Genomic DNA, 406 nt, shown 5'->3' on the forward strand with positions numbered 1-406 from the left:
CATGGTCAGATAACGGCACGGCAAAACACGCTGGCTTACTACCTTTTGCCAACATTCCAAAAGGTAAATATTTCTATCAAGTGTCACTCAATGGTAATGCGGCCGGCAAACAAGGCAAGGCCCTCTTGGATCAATTGAAAGCGAATGGCACACACAGTTATACCGCAACCGTCACAGTTTACGGTGCAACTAAGGATGGTAAGGCAGACTTGAACAATGTTATCGCAACACGTCAAGTAAATCTGAATTTGAATGGTCAAAAAGCGCAAGAAGATCCATCTCTTGCTCAAGCTAAGCAATCTATAACGGACAATATCAAGGGCAGTACAGATGTTCCGGCTTCTTTCCTAGCCAACGCGAACCACCCTGGTCCCTTTACGGCAGGCGTGAACGAAGTCATTCCGTA

At 46.1% G+C, this 406-nt stretch carries 1 protein-coding gene; it reads left to right on the forward strand.

Features of this window, described 5'->3' with window-relative positions; all coding sequences use genetic code 11:
• Positions 1 to 406 (forward strand): SSURE domain-containing protein (locus HMPREF2984_RS06890; RefSeq protein ID WP_180363943.1); only part of this gene is annotated, 406 nt, incomplete at both ends.

The organism is Streptococcus sp. HMSC066E07, assembly GCF_001814695.1.
Lineage (GTDB): Bacteria > Bacillota > Bacilli > Lactobacillales > Streptococcaceae > Streptococcus > Streptococcus hominis.